Origin of the sequence: Arthrobacter sp. NPDC057388 (assembly GCF_042668165.1) — a bacterium.
Lineage (GTDB): Bacteria > Actinomycetota > Actinomycetes > Actinomycetales > Micrococcaceae > Arthrobacter.
The window spans coordinates 134,242-152,589 of record NZ_JBHVBL010000005.1 but is presented as its reverse complement, the minus strand read 5'-3'; the positions used below and the strand labels follow the sequence as shown (position 1 = coordinate 152,589).

At 64.3% G+C, this 18,348-nt stretch carries 17 protein-coding genes; 5 read left to right on the top strand and 12 right to left on the bottom strand.

Features of this window, described 5'->3' with window-relative positions:
- Positions 1-148 precede the first annotated feature (148 nt).
- On the bottom strand, positions 149-1,039 hold the full coding sequence (galU, locus tag ACFUTU_RS04455; RefSeq protein WP_377961110.1) for a UTP--glucose-1-phosphate uridylyltransferase GalU: 891 nt from the start codon (positions 1,037-1,039) through the stop codon (positions 149-151).
- A gap of 87 nt (positions 1,040-1,126) precedes the next feature.
- Between galU and ACFUTU_RS04450 the strand changes: the two genes are divergently transcribed.
- Positions 1,127-1,585 carry a VanZ family protein gene (locus ACFUTU_RS04450; protein WP_377961108.1) on the top strand — a complete coding sequence of 153 codons (459 nt, stop codon included), beginning with the start codon at positions 1,127-1,129 and terminating at the stop codon, positions 1,583-1,585.
- A gap of 5 nt (positions 1,586-1,590) precedes the next feature.
- Here the strand turns inward: ACFUTU_RS04450 and ACFUTU_RS04445 are convergent, their stop codons facing one another.
- The 8 genes from ACFUTU_RS04445 to rfbB all read right to left on the bottom strand — a co-directional run bounded on the left by ACFUTU_RS04445 (position 1,591) and on the right by rfbB (position 9,216).
- Positions 1,591-2,370, bottom strand: coding sequence for an enoyl-CoA hydratase/isomerase family protein (locus ACFUTU_RS04445; RefSeq protein ID WP_377961106.1), 780 nt, complete (start codon positions 2,368-2,370; stop codon positions 1,591-1,593).
- Between the two features lie 53 nt (positions 2,371-2,423).
- Positions 2,424-3,650 carry a 1,2-phenylacetyl-CoA epoxidase subunit PaaE gene (paaE, locus tag ACFUTU_RS04440; RefSeq protein WP_377961103.1) on the bottom strand — a complete coding sequence of 409 codons (1,227 nt, stop codon included), beginning with the start codon at positions 3,648-3,650 and terminating at the stop codon, positions 2,424-2,426.
- Between the two features lie 10 nt (positions 3,651-3,660).
- Positions 3,661-4,212 carry a 1,2-phenylacetyl-CoA epoxidase subunit PaaD gene (gene paaD / locus ACFUTU_RS04435; protein WP_377961135.1) on the bottom strand — a complete coding sequence of 184 codons (552 nt, stop codon included), beginning with the start codon at positions 4,210-4,212 and terminating at the stop codon, positions 3,661-3,663.
- 5 nt (positions 4,213-4,217) lie between these two features.
- Positions 4,218-5,129 (bottom strand): 1,2-phenylacetyl-CoA epoxidase subunit PaaC, encoded by a 912-nt coding sequence (gene paaC / locus ACFUTU_RS04430; protein WP_377961101.1) that lies wholly within the window; start codon positions 5,127-5,129, stop codon positions 4,218-4,220.
- On the bottom strand, positions 5,126-5,533 hold the full coding sequence (paaB, locus tag ACFUTU_RS04425; protein ID WP_377961132.1) for a 1,2-phenylacetyl-CoA epoxidase subunit PaaB: 408 nt from the start codon (positions 5,531-5,533) through the stop codon (positions 5,126-5,128). Before paaB ends, paaC begins: the two co-directional genes overlap by 4 nt.
- A 53-nt stretch (positions 5,534-5,586) precedes the next feature.
- Positions 5,587-6,624: a 1,2-phenylacetyl-CoA epoxidase subunit PaaA gene (gene paaA / locus ACFUTU_RS04420; RefSeq protein ID WP_377961098.1), complete on the bottom strand. Its 1,038-nt coding sequence runs from the start codon at positions 6,622-6,624 to the stop codon at positions 5,587-5,589.
- Positions 6,625-6,803: 179 nt separating this feature from the next.
- Entirely contained in the window at positions 6,804-8,213 is a 1,410-nt protein-coding gene (locus tag ACFUTU_RS04415; RefSeq protein WP_377961096.1) for a sugar nucleotide-binding protein, read from the bottom strand.
- Positions 8,214-8,217: 4 nt separating this feature from the next.
- Positions 8,218-9,216 (bottom strand): dTDP-glucose 4,6-dehydratase, encoded by a 999-nt coding sequence (gene rfbB, locus ACFUTU_RS04410; protein ID WP_377961093.1) that lies wholly within the window; start codon positions 9,214-9,216, stop codon positions 8,218-8,220.
- A gap of 65 nt (positions 9,217-9,281) precedes the next feature.
- On the opposite strand from rfbB, the gene rfbA reads away from it, so the two are divergent.
- Positions 9,282-10,187 carry a glucose-1-phosphate thymidylyltransferase RfbA gene (gene rfbA, locus ACFUTU_RS04405; RefSeq protein ID WP_377961091.1) on the top strand — a complete coding sequence of 302 codons (906 nt, stop codon included), beginning with the start codon at positions 9,282-9,284 and terminating at the stop codon, positions 10,185-10,187.
- Between the two features lie 372 nt (positions 10,188-10,559).
- On the opposite strand, the gene ACFUTU_RS04400 is transcribed toward rfbA, so the two are convergent.
- From ACFUTU_RS04400 to ACFUTU_RS04390, 3 genes are read right to left on the bottom strand one after another with little or no spacing between them, the layout of a single operon-like run.
- Positions 10,560-11,705, bottom strand: coding sequence for a glycoside hydrolase family 26 protein (locus ACFUTU_RS04400; protein WP_377961088.1), 1,146 nt, complete (start codon positions 11,703-11,705; stop codon positions 10,560-10,562).
- Positions 11,683-12,039, bottom strand: coding sequence for a hypothetical protein (locus ACFUTU_RS04395; RefSeq protein WP_377961086.1), 357 nt, complete (start codon positions 12,037-12,039; stop codon positions 11,683-11,685). Before ACFUTU_RS04395 ends, ACFUTU_RS04400 begins: the two co-directional genes overlap by 23 nt.
- A 2-nt stretch (positions 12,040-12,041) precedes the next feature.
- On the bottom strand, positions 12,042-13,469 hold the full coding sequence (locus tag ACFUTU_RS04390) for a glycosyltransferase family 2 protein (RefSeq protein ID WP_377961083.1): 1,428 nt from the start codon (positions 13,467-13,469) through the stop codon (positions 12,042-12,044).
- 462 nt (positions 13,470-13,931) lie between these two features.
- On the opposite strand from ACFUTU_RS04390, the gene ACFUTU_RS04385 reads away from it, so the two are divergent.
- The 3 genes from ACFUTU_RS04385 to ACFUTU_RS04375 all read left to right on the top strand — a co-directional run bounded on the left by ACFUTU_RS04385 (position 13,932) and on the right by ACFUTU_RS04375 (position 18,319).
- Positions 13,932-14,525: a hypothetical protein gene (locus ACFUTU_RS04385; protein ID WP_377961081.1), complete on the top strand. Its 594-nt coding sequence runs from the start codon at positions 13,932-13,934 to the stop codon at positions 14,523-14,525.
- A gap of 353 nt (positions 14,526-14,878) precedes the next feature.
- The gene (locus ACFUTU_RS04380) at positions 14,879-15,937 is read left to right on the top strand and encodes a hypothetical protein (RefSeq protein WP_377961079.1); all 1,059 of its coding nucleotides are present in this window, start codon (positions 14,879-14,881) and stop codon (positions 15,935-15,937) included.
- Between the two features lie 321 nt (positions 15,938-16,258).
- Complete coding sequence (locus tag ACFUTU_RS04375; protein ID WP_377961076.1) at positions 16,259-18,319, top strand: Ig-like domain-containing protein; 2,061 nt, start codon at positions 16,259-16,261, stop codon at positions 18,317-18,319.
- Positions 18,320-18,348 lie beyond the last annotated feature (29 nt).

Below are 18,348 nucleotides of genomic sequence, written 5' to 3'. Positions count from 1 at the left end.
TCTCGTGGGATCGGAGTTTTGTATAAGAGACTGGAGCGGGCAAGCTCCGGAAACCCGGAGCTGGCCCGCTTTAGTATTTGCGAAAAAGGCTAGACAGGGAAGCCCAGAACGACGCCGGGGCTTTTCCTGTGCTCGCTAACCGCTGTAACTAACCCTTGAATTCCTTCATCCAGGACTTCAGGTCCTCGCCGAACTCCGCGCGTTCAGAGGCCAGCGTGATGACCGCCTTCAGATAGCTGAGCTTGTCTCCTGTGTCGTAACGGCGGCCTCGGAAAACGACGCCATAAACGCCAGCGCCGTTGCCGTCGGCCGCAGCAAGCGTCTGCAGGGCATCTGTCAGCTGGATTTCCCCGCCGCGGCCGGGCTCGGTCTTCTCGAGGACATCGAACACCGCAGGATGAAGCACGTAACGACCAATGACTGCCAGGTTGGACGGCGCCTCATCCGCAGTGGGCTTCTCCACCAGTCTGTTCACCCGGACATAGCCCTCACCATCGACGGCCGAGATGTCCGCGCAGCCGTAAGCGCTGATTTGAGACGGCTCCACCTCGATCAAGGCAATCACCGAACCGCCGGTCTGTTCCTGGACCTCAATCATCGTGGTCAAGAGCTCGTCCCGCTCGTCGATGAGGTCGTCCCCCAGCAGAACTGCAAACGGCTCATCCCCGACGTGCTGACGCCCGCACAGGACTGCGTGACCGAGGCCCTTCGGCTCACCCTGCCGCAGGTAGTGGATAGGACCAAGGCCCGAAGCGTGCTGCACTGCATCGAGGCGAGCCTGGTCGCCTTTGAGTTCCAGGGTCCTCTCCAGTGCCGGAGCCTGGTCAAAGTGATCCTCCAGCGCCCGCTTGTTGCGGCCAGTAATCATCAAAACATCGTTGAGCCCGGCATCGACGGCCTCCTCAACTACATACTGAATGGCAGGAGCGTCCACTACCGGCAGCATCTCCTTCGGCATCGCCTTGGTGGCGGGCAGGAAGCGCGTGCCCAGCCCGGCGGCCGGAATAACTGCTTTACGTACTGATTTCCCCAATGTCATGGTCGAACCTTACAAATTGACTTGCGGAAAGCGAAATTTCCACTCACAGATTTCGGCCTGCGTCGAGGCTACCGTAGCGTTTTCTCTATGGGGAGATGGAACCGGTCCGACGTCGCGGCATTTTCGCGTACCGTGCTGGCTCTCTATCTGGCCGCACTCGCCTTCGTGGCGTTCTGGCCGACCCCCGTTGACCGTCCTGTTGCCGGGCGGCTGCAGGCGGTGCTCTTTGCCCTTCACCACTCGGGAGTGCCCGAGCTGATCAACTACAACTTCGTGGAGTTCGCGTCCAACATCGTGATGTTCACGCCTATCGGCATGCTTGCCGCCCTTGCCTTCCCCGCATTTCATCGGGGGCGGATAGTGCTCAGCGCATTTCTGGCGTCGTGCAGCATCGAGCTGGGACAAAAGGTTTTTTTGCACGACCGGTTTCCCAGCGCGATGGACATCGTGGCGAATACTGCCGGGGCAATGCTGGGCGTTTGGATCCTGGGGGTTGTTGAGGAGTGGGTTCGGGAAGGTGGTTTCGAGAGGGTGCGGCAGCGGTAGGTCGATCACCCTTTGAATTCTGGCTCCCGTTTCTCCTGGAACGCGCGGAACCCTTCAGCGTAGTCCTCCGTCTTGCAAAGGCGCGCCTGCTCAGCGTTCTCCTCCTCCATCGACGTCCACAGGCCCAGGCGCTGGTCACGGATATGCGCCACCAATTCCTTGCTGGCCTTGAACGCTCCCGTCGCACCGGTCGCCACCCGGGACACAATCGCCCTGGTTGAATCCAGCAGCTCCTCAGCCGGCAGGGCGCGGCTGAACATCCCCTGAGCCACAGCCTCCGCACCGGAAATCAGCTCCGCCGTGTAGATCAGGTCCAGCGTCCGGTGCATTCCCACCCGCTCGGTGAAGTACCAGTGGCCGCCTGAGTCCAGCGTGGCACCCAGCTTGGCGAACGGTGAGCCAAATTTCGCGTTCTCCGCCACGTACACCACGTCCGTCGCCAGCAACAACCCCAGCCCGACGCCCAGGCACGCTCCCTGCGCTGCCGCAAACGTCGGCGCCGGGAACGCGCTCATCTTCTGCAGCAGCGGCTGCACCAGACCACCCAAGTAGGCCTCGGCGTCGTCCGTTTCCGGCGTCACACCGGCGATATCCCTGCCCGCGCAGAAGGCGCGCCCCTCTCCCCTCAGCAGCAGCGCCCGCACCTTACCGCGGGAGGCGGCGGCAGCGGCGTCGTCGTACGCCCGGGACAGTTCCGCCAGCGCCTGCTCGTCCAGCGAGTTCAGCTTCTGCGGGGCGTTGAGGACCACTTCGGCGACGCCGTCGGCGATGGAGAGGGAGATCATTGGTTCCTTCTTTCGGAGTGCGGCGGGGCGGGTTTCGACAGGCTCAACCGGCGTCAGACGTCGAAGTCGACGGTTACCTCTTTGCTGGTGGGGTGGGACTGGCAGGTCAGGACGTAGCCCTTGTCCAGCTCATCCTGCTCCAGCGCGTAGTTTTCGTCCATGGTGACGGTGCCGGTGACCACCTTGGCACGGCAGGTGCCGCACACTCCCCCGGCGCACGCGAACGGCACGTCCGGGCGGACCCGCAGCGCCGCGTTGAGGATGGACTCGCGGGCGTGCGTGGGGCTGGCGACGTCCCCCTGCAGGCCGTCCAGCTTGAACGTGATCTTGTACGTCTCCTGGGATTCGTCCGCGATAACGGGGCGGCCGGCGTTGCCCTCGGGCCGGTCCGGCTTGCCGGAGGTGAACAGCTCAAACCGGACGTGTTCCGGCTTCACGCCGCGCTCGGCCAGGGTGTCCCGGCACAGCTGCACCAGCTCGAACGGCCCGCACAGGAACCACTCGTCCACGTCGTCCGCGTGGATGGCGGTACCCAGCAGCTGCTGCAGCTTCTCGGCGTCAATCCGTCCGCTCAGCAGCGGCGCGATCCGCTGCTCACGGGACAGCACATGGTGCAGCGCCAGCCGCTGCGGGTACTTGTCCTTCAGGTCCGCCAGCTCCTCCAGGAACATCACGTCCATGGCGGCCTTGTTGGCGTAGATCAGGTCGAACCGGGTGTCCGGGTTGGCGGCCAGCAGCGTCCGGGCGATCGCGATCACGGGCGTGATGCCCGAGCCCGCGGCGATGGCCACGAAGTTCCCCGGCTCCCCCGCCAGCTCCTCCGGATGGTTCATGGAGTTCATGACGTTCTGCTCCACGGTGTTGCCGTCGCGGCCGTGCTTGGAGACGAACGCGCCCATGGGGCTCATCACGTCCAGCGTGTCCCCCGCCTTCAGCTCGGCGTTGGCCCACGTGGAGAACAGCCCGCCCAGGTCCTTCTTGACGGCCACCCGGATCTCGCTGCTGCCGTCCGCGAAGCTGCGCGGCTCGGCGCAGATGGAGTAGCTGCGGCGGATCTCCTTCGGCTCGCCGGTCTCGTCCGGGAGCGTGGTGCGCAGGGCCACGTACTGGCCCGGCAGGTAGTCGAACTGCCCGGCCAGTTCTGCCGGCACCGCGAAGGTCACCTCGATGGCGTCCTCCGTCAGCCGGCGCACCTCCGCGACGGTGAGGGAGTGGAAGGACGGACGACGGCGGCCGGTGGCCTCCGCTGATTCGGCTGCGGTCTGGCGGACAACGGGCATGGGCTTTTCCTTACAGGACTTTGAAGTAGTCGAACGGTTCCCGGCAGTCCTGGCACACGTACAGCGCCTTGCAGGAGGTGGAACCGAAGCGGGTGAGTTCCTTGGTGTTCAGCGACGAGCACTGCGGGCACTTCACGGCGAGGCTCAGGCGCACCGGTCCGTTGTGGCCCAGCGTTGCTTTGCCGGTGGGCGGTGCGATGCCGTACTCCTTCAGCTTGGCCTTGCCGGGCTCGGTCATCCAGTCAGTGGTCCACGCCGGGCTCAGCACCAGCTCCACGTGCACGCTGGGGTAGCCCTCCCTGTGGAAGGCGGTCTTGAGGTCGTCGCGGATGGCGTCCATCGCCGGGCAGCCCGAGTAGGTGGGCGTGATGGTGACCTGGACAGCGGGCACCGGCCCGCCGTCGACAGTGTGCTGTTCCTGCGTCACCTGCACCGAGCGCAGGATGCCCAGGTCCTCGATGGTGAGCACCGGGATCTCCGGATCGCAGACTGTGGCGGCGATGTCCCACGCCTTCTGCCGGGCCGTTTCCCCGGTCCTGGTCTCGAAGTCCGAGATGTACATGGCAGTCACCAGCTTGCTCCGGGATGCTCGCGGGCCAGCACCTGCATCTCCGCGAGCAGGTAGCCCAGGTGTTCCGAGTGCCGGCCGCGGCGGCCGCCGCCGGGCGCTGGCGGGACGTCCGGCACCTCCAGCTCGGCTTCCTTCAGAACCTCGCCGGTGAGGCGGTCAAAGTCCTCCTTCAGGCTGGAAGGTTCGACGGCGGCACCAGCCTCTGCCAGGCGGCTCACCAGCTCGTCGTCCACGAAGAGCTCGCCGACGTAGGGCCAGATGAGCTTCAGTCCGTGAATCATGCGGCGGCGGGATTCGTCCGTGCCTTGTGCGAGGCGGAGGACCCACTGGGTGCTGTGGTCGCGGTGGTAGTCCACCTCCTTCACGGCCTTGGCGGCGATGGCGGCCAGCGTGGCGTCGGTGGATTCGGTGAGCCGGCGGTAGAGCTCGAACTGGTAGTAGCTCACCACGAACTGCCGGGCGATGGTGACGGCGAAGTCCCCGTTGGGCTGCTCGAACAGGTGCGCGGAGCGGAACTCGTGCTCGCGGCGGAAGTAAGCGAGGTCATCCTCGGACTTCTCCCACGCTCCCCCGGCATAGCTGAGGAAGCTGCGGGCGTGGCCCAGCTGGTCCAGGGCAATGTTGCCCAGGGCCACATCCTCTTCCAGCTCGGGGGCGCGGGAGATCCAGTGGCCCAGGCGCTGGGCGAGGACCAGGGCGTCGTCGCCCAGGCTCAGCGCGTACACGGCCACGTCCTCGGTGGGCTTGGCCAGGCCGGTGCGGACCTCGAGCGCGATGTCCTCCGGGCGGAGTGCGTTGCCGGGGGTGATGCGGGTGGCGCTGGCTGATCCGTCGCCGCTGGCCCCTGCGCCGGCGACGCCGACGGAGATGTCGCCGTGGCCTGTGGTTTCTTGTGTCTCCGGGTTCACAGGTGCTTCACGCCTTCGCTCTTGGTGTAGTACGTGGCATGCCGGTAGTCCTTGCCCTGCGGCGATTCGAAGAACGAGCCCTTCGCGTCCGGGTCGCTGCTGGCGATGGCGTCGGCCGGGACCACCCAGATGGACACGCCCTCGTTGCGGCGGGTGTACAGATCACGGGCGTTGCGCAGAGCCATGGCGGCATCCGGCGCATGCAGGGAGCCGGCGTGCACGTGGGACAGGCCGCGGCTGGACCGGACGAAGACCTCCCACAGGGGCCAGACGCTGCGGTGCGGGGTTTCAGCAGGCTGAACCGCCGGGCTCGCGGACTTCTCGGGCTCACTCACGGGAGCGACCGGACTGCTCGCTGCCACGGGCTTCTCGCCGGGGAACTCTGGGTTGCCGTGTGGAGCCATGGCGACCGGGGTCCCCGGCCGAGCTTGCGAGGTTGGGGAGTCGACATGGAGGCTCATGCTGCGTATTCCTTCTGCTTGTTAACCTGCTTCGCTATCTGTTTCGCCGCGTAGGCGGCGGCTGCCTCGCGAACCCAGGCGCCGTCGTCGTGCGCCTGCCGGCGGCGCTCAAGCCGCTGCGAGTTGCAGGGGCCGCGCCCGGCCAAAACTTCCTTGAATTCGTTCCAGTCCAGCGGGCCGTGCTCCCACTTCTTGGTGTCCTCGTTGTAGCGGACCTCGCTGTCCGGGAGGGTGAGGCCCAAGACCCTGACCTGCTCCACCATCATGCCGACGAACCGCGAGCGCAGCTCGTCGTTGCTGAAGCGCTTGATGTTCCAGGCCATGGACTGCTTGGAGTTGGGCGAATCGTCGTCCGGCGGGCCGAACATCATCAGCGCCGGGGCGTACCAGCGGTTCACGGCGTCCTGCGCCATCTGCTTCTGCGCGGGCGTTCCGTTGGACAGTTCGAGCAGGATCTCGAAGCCCTGGCGCTGGTGGAAGGACTCTTCCTTGCAGATGCGCACCATGGCCCGGCCGTAGGGACCGTACGACGCGCGGCACAGCGGCACCTGGTTGCAGATGGCGGCGCCGTCCACCAGCCAGCCTATTGCTCCCATGTCCGCCCAGGTGAGGGCCGGGTAATTGAAGATCGAAGAGTAGCGGGCCTTGCCGGCGATGAGGTCGTCCATCATCTGGTCGCGGGACTGGCCCAGGGTCTCGGCGGCGGAGTAGAGGTAGAGCCCGTGGCCGGCCTCGTCCTGGACCTTGGCCATCAGGATGGCTTTGCGCTTCAGGCTCGGGGCGCGGGAGATCCAGTTGGCCTCCGGCTGCATGCCAATGATCTCCGAGTGCGCATGCTGCGAGATCTGGCGCAGGAGAGTCTTGCGGTAGGCGGCAGGCATCCAGTCGCGCGGCTCGATCCGGGAATCCTCGGAGATCACGCGGTCAAAGTACGCCTGGCCCTCGGCCTCCAGCTGGGCCTGCCCATTGTCAGCACCTTCGGCGCCCGGGGCTGCCGGCTGGCCAGGCACTGAGTGCAGGTTCTGCGCTGCCATGGTTGCTCCTATGCATATTCACGTCCGTACAGGACCTCTGTCCGTACCGGAAAGATTATTTACCGACCGTTCGTTCAGGATATGCGGAACGAAACTGCAGCGTCAAGCAGCGGGCACAGAAAAGCGCCGCTAACTTCGGGCGAAGTCAGCGGCGCTTTCGGAGCAGCGCAGGGAGTGGGTTACGGCCGCAGATACTCGCTCAGCGCATCACGCGAATGCCTCGGCGAGAATCCCACGGCGCGGATCTTATCCAGGTCCAGGGCGCTGTTCAGCGGCCTGGGAGCGGCCGCTTTGCCTTCGAAGTACTGAGCTGTACTGACGCCAGTTATATCGTCCCGAGATGAGCCCGCCAGTTCAAAGACGTCCGCCGCGATATCCGCCCACGACTGCGGGTCGCCGTTGTTGCTGAGGTTGTAGGTGCCATAGGCGGCACCGCTCTGAAGCAAATGGATGATGCCGGCTGCAATGTCCTGCGTGAAGGACAGCCGCCCCACCTGATCGTTGACAACTGACGGCTTGATTCCCCGCTCCGCCAGCAATGCCATTGTGCGCACGAAGTTGTTTCCTTCACCGATGACCCAACTGGTCCGCACGACATAATGCTTGGGGACGACACTGACAACAGCGTCCCCGGCAGCTTTCGTCTGGCCATAGACGCCAAGCGGGGTGAACGACTCGCTCTCGTCATGGACGTCGCGGCCGCCGTCGAAAACGTAGTCTGACGAGATGTGTACCAGCGTCAGGTCGTACTCGACCGCGATGCGGGCCAAACGGGCAACCGCATTGACGTTGATCTCCCAGGCTGCGGCACGCCCATCTTGAGTTTCAGCCGCATCTACGGCGGTGTACGCCGCAGCGTTGATGATGGTCGAGTAGTTCTTCCAGTTCCGGCTGCTGTATGAATCCGGGCTGGCCAGATCGAATTCGGCGCGGTTCGCGAAGTCCACCGAGTCGTCGCCGGCATAGATGGCCCTCAAAGCCTTGCCGAGCTGCCCGTCAGCACCCAGCACCAGCGTTTTCTTCGGCGCCATGGGGCGAACATCTGACAGTCGCGGGTGAGCCTTGTCCTTATCCGAAAGCTCCGCCTTGTCCAAGGGAACCGGCCATTGAATGGCCGCGCTTTCATCGGCGAGGTTCAGGAAGGTGTACTGGCCCTGGGCATCTGCGGACCAGTGATCGTTCACCAAGTAGGTGTAGGCCGTGTTGTCCTCGAGCGTCTGGAACGCGTTTCCGACTCCCCGGGGAATGAAGATGGCCTGGCTGGCATCCAGTTCAGCCGTGAACACCGCTCCAAACGAAGGACCTTCGCGCAGGTCGACCCAGGCGCCGAAAATCCTGCCTGTGGCCACTGAGATGAATTTATCCCAGGGTTCCGCATGGATACCGCGGGTGGTTCCCGCCTTCTCGTTGAAAGAGATGTTGTTCTGGACGGGCCGAAAATCCGGCAATCCCAGCGCGGTCATCTTCTCGCGCTGCCAGTTCTCCTTGAACCAGCCGCGGTTATCCCCATGGACGGGAAGATCGTAGAGAACTACGCCGGGGATTGGCGTCTCCTGAGCACGGAGCGGCTTCGAAAACTCGATCGTCATGGCGCTACTGGCCCTGTTCCTTGTACTTCGCTTCCGTGGCCGACTTCTGAGGGCGCCACCAGTCCTCGTTGTCCCGGTACCAGGCAATCGTGTCCTCAATGCCGGCGTCGAAGTCAGAGAACTCAGGCTGCCAGCCCAATTCCGTCCGAAGCTTTGTGGAGTCGATGGCATACCGCAGATCATGGCCGGCGCGATCCACTACGTGGTCATACGCGTCGGGAGCCTCGCCCATATGCTTCAGGATCAGCTCGACAACATCCTTATTGTTCTTCTCACCATCCGCCCCGATCAGGTAGGTGTCACCGATGCGGCCCTTGGCAATAATGGCCAGTACTGCCGACGAGTGGTCATTGGCATGGATCCAGTCACGAACGTTCTCGCCCTTGCCGTACAGCTTCGGCCGAACGCCGTCGATGACATTCGTGATCTGGCGCGGGATGAACTTCTCAACGTGCTGGTAGGGGCCGTAGTTGTTCGAGCAATTGCTGATGGTTGCCTGAAGTCCGAAGGAGCGGACCCAGGCCCGGACCAGGAGATCCGAGCCTGCCTTTGTGGAGGAGTAGGGGCTGGAGGGGTTGTACGGGGTGTTCTCCGTGAAGCGCTCCGGATCATCCAATTCCAGGTCGCCGTACACCTCGTCCGTGGAGATGTGGTGGAAGCGCTTGCTGTGCTTGCGAGCAGCTTCGATCAGCGTATACGTGCCGACGATGTTCGTATCGAGGAACGGCCTCGGGTCATGCAGGGAATTGTCATTGTGTGACTCAGCGGCGTAATGAACCACCACATCGCAGTCGGCCACCAGGTTTTCAACAAGTGCCGCATCGGCGATATCCCCGACGACGAGCTGAAAGCGGTCATCCGGCAACCCCTCGAGCGAGGCCCGGTTTCCCGCGTAAGTTAGCTTGTCCAGAACGGTAACAGCATTATCCGTGTGATTAAGGACATAGTGCACAAAATTGGAACCGATGAAACCGGCCCCACCGGTCACGAGAAATTTCTGCATGTTTCCCATATTTCCATAACGCCACCGATTTGTTTGAACCTACGAAATCACCGAAACTAGATCCCATGCGCGGGATTATCCTCGCCGGGGGGACCGGTTCAAGACTTCATCCGATTACGTTGGGCATCAGCAAGCAGCTGGTTCCTGTCTACGACAAGCCGATGATCTACTATCCGCTGTCGACTCTGATGCTCGCCGGAATCCGGGACATCCTGATCATCACGACCCCCCACGACGCCGACCAGTTCCAGCGTCTGCTGGGCGACGGCAGCCAGTTTGGCGTCAACATCACCTACACGCAGCAGCCCTCTCCCGATGGACTTGCCCAGGCATTCGTTCTGGGAGCCGACCACATCGGAGACGGACCCGTCGCTCTGGTTCTCGGTGACAACATTTTCTATGGCCAAGGCATGGGAACGCAGCTCCGCCGTTTCGCGGATATCGACGGCGGCGCAGTCTTCGGCTACCGCGTAGCCGACCCGACCGCGTACGGCGTCGTCGAGTTCGATGTCACAGGCAAGGTCATATCCCTCGAGGAAAAGCCGGAGAAGCCAAAAAGCCATTACGCCGTACCCGGGCTTTACTTCTACGACAACGACGTTGTCGAAATTGCCCGCAATCTCAAGCCCTCGCTGCGCGGCGAACTGGAAATCACTGATGTGAACCGCGAATACCTGGAGCGCGGCAAGCTCCAGGTGGAGATCCTCCCCCGCGGTACGGCCTGGCTGGATACCGGCACCTTCGATTCGCTCAACGAGGCTTCGGAGTTCGTCCGCACCGTCCAGAAGCGTCAGGGCCTCTCCATCGGCTGCCCCGAGGAGATTGCGTGGCGGCTCGGGTTCCTCACCGACGATGAGCTGCGCGAGCGGGCCGAGCCCCTCGGCAAGAGCGGCTATGGCCGCTACCTGCTGGACTTGCTCGCTGAGGATGCTGCAGAAAACCCCGAGCGGCTGGCGCTCTCCCTCCTGTAGCTCCGGTTCAACCCGGCGGACGAAGCTGATGCCCTGTCAGGGTCGGGGAGCGAGATTGCCCCTGTTCCCGCCTATGGCGACGGCTTGGGCTAGCTTGGGAAAATCTTGCGGGCACCCCCTGAACGGGGGTCAAAGCGGGCTCCGACTATCAGGTCGCCCGGGCATTCACAGTGTGCCGGGTAGAGGCTGGTCCTGTCACTGAAGCACAGGTAGCCGCTAACCGCAGCTTCAGGTCGCCGGATCCGGAGCGCATTTCCCAGCCTTGCACCCGGACCCGGCGACGACGCCAAGCTCATTCGCCAGAACGTGACATTCAGCCCATCCCCGACAAGTCTTAGGTGGAGCTGGCGGGCGAGGTGAGCGCCGTCGTCGTTATTTCACCGGTGCCATGCTGAACCTGTCCGGCATTGCCCTCACGAACGGGTCCCGGATCTGGGGTGTGGCCGTGGCACGCCAGTCGACGACCGGGCTGCCCGGCTGGTTCTCGGTTTTTGAGTGCTCGAACCAGAGCGCCATCTTCAGCCTCGGGAACCTTCTCTGCAGTCCCGGGTCGAAAAGCTGGGTCCACCAGGCCTCCTTGATCGCCAGTTCGGTAGCCCCGTCGCTGCGCGAGGTGTTGTAGAAGGCCCCTGTTTCCGAGATGGCAAAGGGCTTCCTGTGCCCGTCCGCGTAGTCCTTGTAGAAGTCGGGGACGTCGGTGTCATTGGTGTAGGCGCTCTTGAAGGTTCCGGTGATCTTGGCGGCCAGCTTCCCCCGCTCCGGGACTGTGTTGTCTCCCCAGGGGTAGGCCTTGCCGAAGTGGTAGAGGGTGATGCCCACCCAGTCCACGGCATCGTCCCCGGGCCAGTACGGAGCGTAGGGGTCGTCCTTCATGGTGAGTTGGCCGTCGTCGTTCGTGTCCAAGGCCGGAAAGTCCGGGCTGCCGGGACGGGCCTCGTACGGCCCTCCCGAATAGGGATAGCCGGCGCCTTCGTTCGGGGACCAGAGCATTGCGGATGAAGGGGCCTTGTGGACAGCGGCTGCAACCTGACGGAACTTATCGATGTAGGCCGTGGGCTGCTGGCCCCACGCATACCAGGCGCCGTTCATCTCATGCCCGAACCGGACGATGACCGGCACGCCCTTCTGGTTCCATGCCGTCAACAGGCTGGTCAGCGCCGTCAGGGCCTCGAGGGTAACGGCGGCAAGGCCCTGTCTCGGTTCAAGGGTGAGCATGAAGGACGAGCGGTGGTCAGCAAGTTCCTGGATCTCTTCATTGACCGCGCCCTCCTCCTCCGGACTGAACGGAAAATCCACGTAGCGCCCGTACACGGCCGGCGTTGAACCGAGGTGGGAGGCGTAGCCGGCCACCGAGTCGAATTCGGAGTCCAACTGGACCCCGAAGTAGGTTCTGCCGTCGGCGGGCACCGGGAACCGCTGTGGGCTATCGGTGAGACGGGCCGCCGTGAGGCCGCCCGCCGCCAGGGCCACCGCAACCATCAGGAACGCCAGATTCCTAAATATCCTCGGTTGCCGCATCTGGGGCTCCTTCGGTTTTCAGGATGATGAACGCCACGATCAGGGCAAGTTCGGTCAGGACCGCGGCGGAGATCACCAGGACCACCGGCGCCGAAAGCACCGCCACCTGCAGGGCCAGCGCCAAGGGAACGGCGATGTAGGCCGCCACTACCACGAGGGCGGCGAACATGAAGGCGGCACACCTAACCTGGGCCGCCCGGTCCGCCCGCCGCTGGGCCGACCGGATGACCAGGCCGGCCACCACAAGTGATGGCTCGATGTGGCTGCCGGTGAGGAGCAGGTCCTCGTTGATTGCCTGGCCGACGGAGACTGCTACTGCTGAAGCTCGTTCCATGGTTATTCACCGCTCCTGGTGCTCTGAAGGTCCGCGTTCTTGGTCTTGGGGGTGGGCACCCAGTGGACGCCCCGCTTGCCGGCAGTCCATTGGAGGACCGCCCAGAGTGCCGCCGGGCTTTCGATCAGACCGGCAACAGGCGCCAGCAGGACCGCCAGCGATATCTCACCGGCACGGCCCCACCTGTTCATGCCCGAGTCGGCCACGTTGTGCCAGGCCCCGATAAAGACCGAGCCCATCCACATGACGCCGACCATTGCCAGCCACGCGCTGCCCGGCGCCGGCAGCGGGGGCGCACCGTCCGAGAGCAGCGCGTCCAAGGCGCGGATGATGAATGCGGGAAAGACAAGTGCGGACAAAACTCCGACGACGGCGCCCAGGGCGAAGGTGCCAACCCGGTAGCGGGTGCCCCAGACCAGGCTGAACCTGGTGGCCCAGGGCAGTGACATGAACTGCGGGTTCCCGGTGAGGGACTTCATGCCCTGCAGGACGCCGAAGATCCAGCGGTAGCGCTGTTTGAACGCGCTGCGGACCGAAAAGGGCGGCTGTTCGAGCATGACGCACCCGTGCCACCCGAACACGTCCTTGCCGCAGCTGGTGAAGGCCTTCATGCCGAACACGTAGTCCTCGGCGATGAAGGGCTGCCCCGCCAGGCATCCGATGTCCCAGCCGATATCGTTCTCCAGCGATTCGTCGATGACGAGGTTGGACCCGTGCAGGTGCAGGGGGACGCCGGTCTCCAGGACGTGGCGGCATTCATAGCAGCCGATCGGCCGGTTGGCCTCCATGCCCCGGCAGAGGGGGCTGGCGTTCAGGTATTCGAGCGGGTAATAGATGGGTCCCTCGAGGATCTTCTTGCCGGTGGTGGCGAGGCAGTGGATGAGCTTGCGCAGCTCGGCGGGGACCATGACGCTTTCCTCGTCGTAATGCACGATGAACGTCCGCCCCAGTGTGCGGTTCCACCCCTTGCGCCGCTGCTCCACGATGTAGTGCAGACCGCGGGCCTTGAGTTTGGTGCCGTTCGGGGTCTCGTAGTCCGCGGGGATCACGAGGCTGTCCACAAGGATGGGCGAACCGCGGAAGGCGTTCCGGACGGCGTGCGACTGGTCCGCGGACTCGGTCACCACCTCCACGGACAGGAACCTGCCGTAGAACTCCGGGTCCTCATGGGCCAGGCGGACGGCGTTGCGGATCCCGCGCGTAATGACTTCCGTGCTGCCGGCGGACCCGCGGGTGGTGATCTGGATCTTCACGAACGGAACGTCCAGCTTTCGGAGATCACCGTTGGAGACCGGGGTCCGGCGCCGGTAGCGCGTCCACCGGAAGAGGAAACTCCACCAGTACAGGGCCATGCGGACGCCGATGATCGAGACACCGACGAACAAGACGGGACCGAGCACGGACAGCAGGAAGTACATCGAATTGGGCATGGGAGACCGTTCCATTGCAGCATCGACAGGGATACCGAGGTGCCCGCTTTCCGTTTCTGCCACCCGGAACAGCGTCCTCGATGCACTTCACCTTAGGGAACGGGGCCGGAGGACGGCATCAGTAATTACTACCCGAAATCCGGATCTGGGCCACTTGGTTTCAGGGCGAAACCACACGCATCCGGCGGGGAGCGCGGTGAAGGACGGACCGATTACCTGTTTTGGGTCCGCCCACTATGGCGGGGGAACCTCGGGAAAAGGGTGGGCAACCTTGGGAACGCGTCCGCCCCGCCAAGGACGGTTCGTGTTAATCCTTTGTAACCACTGTGGACTTTCATGGTTGGAGCAAGCCGGGACTGATACCGTCGTCGCTGGCTAGACATGTAGGAATTCAGACGTCATCGCGTGGGATTTTTGTATCCCACCCAACACAGGATTCGTAATTCGTCTCAGGGGGGACAAATGAAGAAGTCTATTGCAGCGCTTGCACTTGCCGGAACAATCGCACTGGCTGGCACGGCTCCGGCCATGGCAAGCACCTATCCGGCGCCGGGAAATGAGCAGGGACTCGTTTCCGACGGGACCATCGCCCGCGGCGAATCCATCACCTTCTCCGGCAGCGGCTACACCGCCGGCGAAACCATCAACATCACATTCCAGCGGACCGGCGGCAAGAAAAATTCGGAAGGCGAACGGCCGGCTCCGGCCAACTACAGTATCAGCGCTGACAGGACCGGCGCTTTCTCGACCACCATTACCTTCCCGGAAAGCGGAAACTACACGATCCGCGCCGTCGGCGCCACGTCCGGCACCACGCGCTCGGCAGCCGTCGTCGTAAATTCCGGCAATGGCGGAGGCAACAACAACGGCGGTGGCAACCACGGGGTGGGCAACGGCAAGGGTAAGCCCGATTTCGCTGCTGCTTCCAGCGTTACCGCCACCGGCACCGCCGATTCCGCCCTGGTCCTTTGGTCTCTTGTCGGCGCGGGTGCCTTGGCCGCCAGCGCAGCGTCGGCGGCAGCAGTTCGCCGCCGCGCCAAGAATGCCAAGGCGTAGGCTTTAGGCCGGCAACACCACTTCACAAAGGGCAGGTGCATTTCCGGGAAACCGGGGAAGCACCTGCCCTTTGTCCTCGACAAGCAGAGTGCTGGGCCGCCGCGTATCTGCCGCACATGCCCGTATATCTCCCGCAGGTTGGAAAAACACTGGGACGGTCCGGCCGCGGGCGCGCGGCGGCGGCTGCGATTCCCAAGGTTACCCACCCTGATTCCAAGGGCGCGGGCCGACACTTCGAGAGGGACGGGCGGTGGCCGCAGGTGCACCCTCCGGATCTGGCTTCCTAACCCCAGTCCGCCGCCAGTCCCGCCAGGGGTGCACACCGCGCCCCAGGAAGGAGGCGCTCGCACCCCATGCGCCGCAACCGTGTGATCGCCGGAGCGTCTGCCTTCCTCGTGGGAATCGCTGGCCTTTGGGTCGCGTCCCTCACCATCGGGGATGGGAACACCTCCGGGCATGTGCCGCTGCCGACTACTGGTACTGCCTTCGTTTTGCCGCCCGTCCTGACACCATCACGCAAGCCCAGGCCACCTGCGCCGGATGTCCGGATCGCTGCAGTCGGCGACATGAACGGCGTCAGGACCATTGACGACGACAGCCCGTCCGGCCTGAACGGGGCGGCGATCGCGCGGCTCGTGCAGAAGAACGACATTGACGCGTTCCTGGGGCTCGGTGACTTCCAGTACTCCGAACCGCACTGCGTTGACTACGTGAAGTACTGGACTCCGCTGTGGGGCGGCACCAAGTCCAAGCTGTACTGGGTGTCCGCCCCCAACCACGACTGGGAACCGGGCCGCAACGAGGACCTCGACAACTTCATGAACGGCCAATGCCCGGGTGCCCCCGCGAAGGCTGCGATCAACCGGCAGCGCGGGTTCATCGGGAACGGGGATCCGTACTCGAAGGACTTCGGGAACTGGCACTTCGTGTTCCTGTCCTCCGCGTACTGGCGGTACGACCCCGAATATGCGGAAGCGTTGACGCTGTGGCTGGACGACAACCTCTCCGCCGCCCAGGCGGCGGGCAAGTACCTGGCCGTCGTGTACCACGAACCGTACTTCACCTCCGACACGGACGAACATGAGCGGGCCCTTGACCACAAGCCGTGGATCGACGTGATGTACAAGCACCGCGTCCGCCTAACCCTGTCAGGGTCGCAGCATAACTACGAACGCACGTGTCCGGTAAACAACGAGGACCAGTGCGTCAGTGACGGAATGATCGCGTTCCAGGTGTCCACGGGAGGGATCGGCCTCCGCCCCTTCACGAACAAACCTCCCTTCATCGTGAAACGGTTCGCCGACACCCACGGGTTCCTTCGGATGACCCTCAAGGATGACGGTTCGTTCAGCTGGAAGTTCGTTCCGACGTCGGGCAAGAGCACGGACGCAGGAACGCGGGCCGCGCCGTAGCCCTATCGATCCGGACGGCCGTCTTCCTCCTCATCGCGCCGGGCCTCGTAGCTGGCCTTATCCCATGGCTCTTTTCGAGTTGGCGGTGGTACCACTGGGGCGGTCCGGCGACGACCTGCCCCTGCGCGACTCTGCCAACCCCGCAGAATATGGCTTCTTGGGCCGGGTCCCCCTGCAGGGGTGGCTGCGGGGGCCATTCCGGGTTGTGCGCACATGACCTTCGTGCAAGGTGCACGGGCGATGGTTGCGGTGGTTGGGGACGACTTCCTGACCTGGCCTGGAAGGTTCTGGGGGCCATCTTGAGCATCAAAGGAGTCAAAAGTGTCTACGAAACTGAGTAACCGAACGGCGGCCAGAGGCGGCCTCGCCTCTGTTGCGGCCGCTGCCCTGCTGGCCGCTGCATTGTCCCCGCTCGCGGCAGTGCCGGCCAGCGCCTCGACTGCCGGAGTGGGTCCCGTGGATCCGTCCAACGGCTTTCCCACCTGGTTTTCCGACGGGACGGTGAAGCTGCAGCTCTGCTACATGGCCGGTGCCGGTTGCCTCTCAGAGCCGCCGGACCCGGCCGCGCCGGCATCGTATCCGGACAACTTCCCGGAGGAGGCGTTCTGGTTCAACGCCGAGGCTTCGAGCGGAAACCTGCGCCTCTACGAGGCGGCGCTGGAAGGCGCCCACACCAACGGCGTGGTGGAGCCCGGTCAGCAGATGGGATTCGGACGGTTGCGGTTCATCGTCGAAAACATCCTTCCGAACACCTCCTACACCATCACGCACCCGTACGGCGTGAACACGTTCACCTCGGAGCCGGACCCCAAGAATCCCGCGGTGGGAAGGATCAGGGTCACCATCGACTCCGGCGTCTGCGCGCCCAGCCCGACGGTGCCCTGCGACTGGGCAGGCGTCGGAGCAGCCTTCCTGGGTGACTACAAAGCTGGCAGCACCGCTACCTTCCTCCGCCAGGTGGGCGCCGCCCCCGGAACATTGGGCGACATCAACACGGCACGGACGGTGACCGGCGCACCCTCGGGCACGAACGCCGTCGTAATCACCGGTCCCAATGCCGGCGGTCCCGGGATCAACACCCTCACCGTCAACACCTTCACGGTCCAGGGACTGATAGCCGAAGGATCCGACGGCGCCCCCTCCACCCCGGATCTGGCGGCAGCCAGTGACAGCGGACGGTCCGCCACGGACAACATCACCAACGTCACGGCACCCACCCTCACCGGCACCGTGCCCGCCGGAAGCACCGCACCGGTGCAGCTCGTCGTGGATGGAGCGGCGACCCCCGTGGCCACCACCGTTGCCGGCGGAAGCTACTCCGCCCGGCTGGCCCCCCTGAGCCAAGGTGTCCACAGGATTCAGTCCCGGACCGCGAACCCGGCGTACGTTCCGGACCCGCTGACGGGTGTTGTGCCGGCCGGCGTTCCACAGTTCCTGACCTCTCCGACGCTGACGTTCACCGTGGACAGTGCCGCACCTGTGGCCTCGGTCATTGCGCCGTTCCCGTCAACGCCGAGCCTGGACACCACGCCTACGCTGAACTTCAGCAGCGAGGCCGGCGCCAGGTTCGAATGCCAGCTGCTGCCCACCAACACCGACTGGGACCCCACCTGCGCTTCTCCGAAGACGTGGGATGCCCAGGGCAACGGGACCTACGTATTCAATGTCAGGGCAACGGACGCAGCCGGCAATGTCAGCGCGGTCGCCAGCCGGACGATACAGATCGGCCCTGCGGATACGGTGGCTCCCACGATCACCGGCCGGGCACCCGCAGCCGCTACAACCGGTGCGGGTACCGGCACGAACATTACCGCCACTTTCAGCGAGTTCGTCCAGGGCGTCTCCGGTAGTACGTTCACGCTGAAAAACGCCGCCGGCACCACCATCCCGGCGACGGTGACCTACGACCAGGCGACCCGCCGTGCAACACTGAATCCAACGGCCCTGCTCACCCCGAGCACCTCCTACACGGCCACCCTGACCGGCGGCACGGCCGCCATCCGCGACCTGGCCAACCACCCGCTCGTTTCGACCAGCTGGCGGTTCAGCACCAGTTCGGCTCCCACGGTGACCTCCAGGGCTCCCGGCATCAACTCCACCGGCGTGCTGCGGACGGCCAACGTCACGGCAACGTTCAGCAAGCCCGTCAGCGGTGTCAGCACGTCCACCTTCACCCTGAAGAACGCCGCCACCGGCGCGGCCGTAGCCGCCACTGTCACCCGCAACGGGACCACCAACCAGTGGATCCTCAACCCGGCAGCCACCCTTGCTGCCAGCACCAGGTACACGGTGACCATCACCGGCGGACCCACCGCAGTACGGGATGCAGCCGGCACCCCCATGGCCAGCACGGCCTGGAGCTTCACCACCGGCACCCGCTAACAGACACCAGCAAGCAAACAAAAGAGGCA